Source organism: Arthrobacter sp. 10T425, assembly GCF_056393985.1.
Window position 1 is genome coordinate 1 of record NZ_JBFTGZ010000046.1, and the last position, 569, is coordinate 569.

The 569-nt window shown below is 68.4% G+C and carries 1 protein-coding gene; it reads left to right on the forward strand.

Translation table 11 applies throughout. From position 1 onward, the window contains the following. A partial coding sequence (locus AC1DDH_RS20435; protein WP_476956204.1) for a lipoyl synthase occupies window positions 1–569 on the forward strand: 569 nt, incomplete at both ends.

A 569-nucleotide genomic window follows, 5' to 3' on the forward strand; every position in this document is an offset into this window, starting at 1 on the left:
CTGCGCTACGCCACCGTCACCGGCGTGGCCCGCGACGACCTCGCCGACGAGGGCGTCTGGCTCTACGCCGAGACGGTCCGCAAGATCCACGAACTGAACCCGGGCACCGGCGTCGAACTGCTGATCCCCGATTTCTCCGGCAAGCCCGAGCACATCGCGGCGATCTGCGACTCCAAGCCCGAGGTCTTCGCCCACAACGTCGAGACCGTGCCCCGGATCTTCAAGCGGATCCGCCCGGCGTTCCGCTACGAGCGCTCCCTGGACGTCATCACCCAGGGCCGCAAGCTCGGCATGGTGACCAAGTCGAACCTGATCCTCGGCATGGGCGAGACCCGCGAGGAAATCTCCGAGGCGCTGCGGGACCTGCACGAGGCCGGCTGCGACCTGATCACCATCACCCAGTACCTGCGCCCGTCCGAGCGGCACCTGCCGGTGGACCGCTGGGTCAAGCCGCAGGAATTCGTCGACCTGCAAAATGAGGCGGACGAGATCGGCTTCCTCGGCGTCATGTCCGGGCCCCTGGTGCGTTCCTCCTACCGCGCCGGCCGGCTCTGGGCCACCGCGATGCG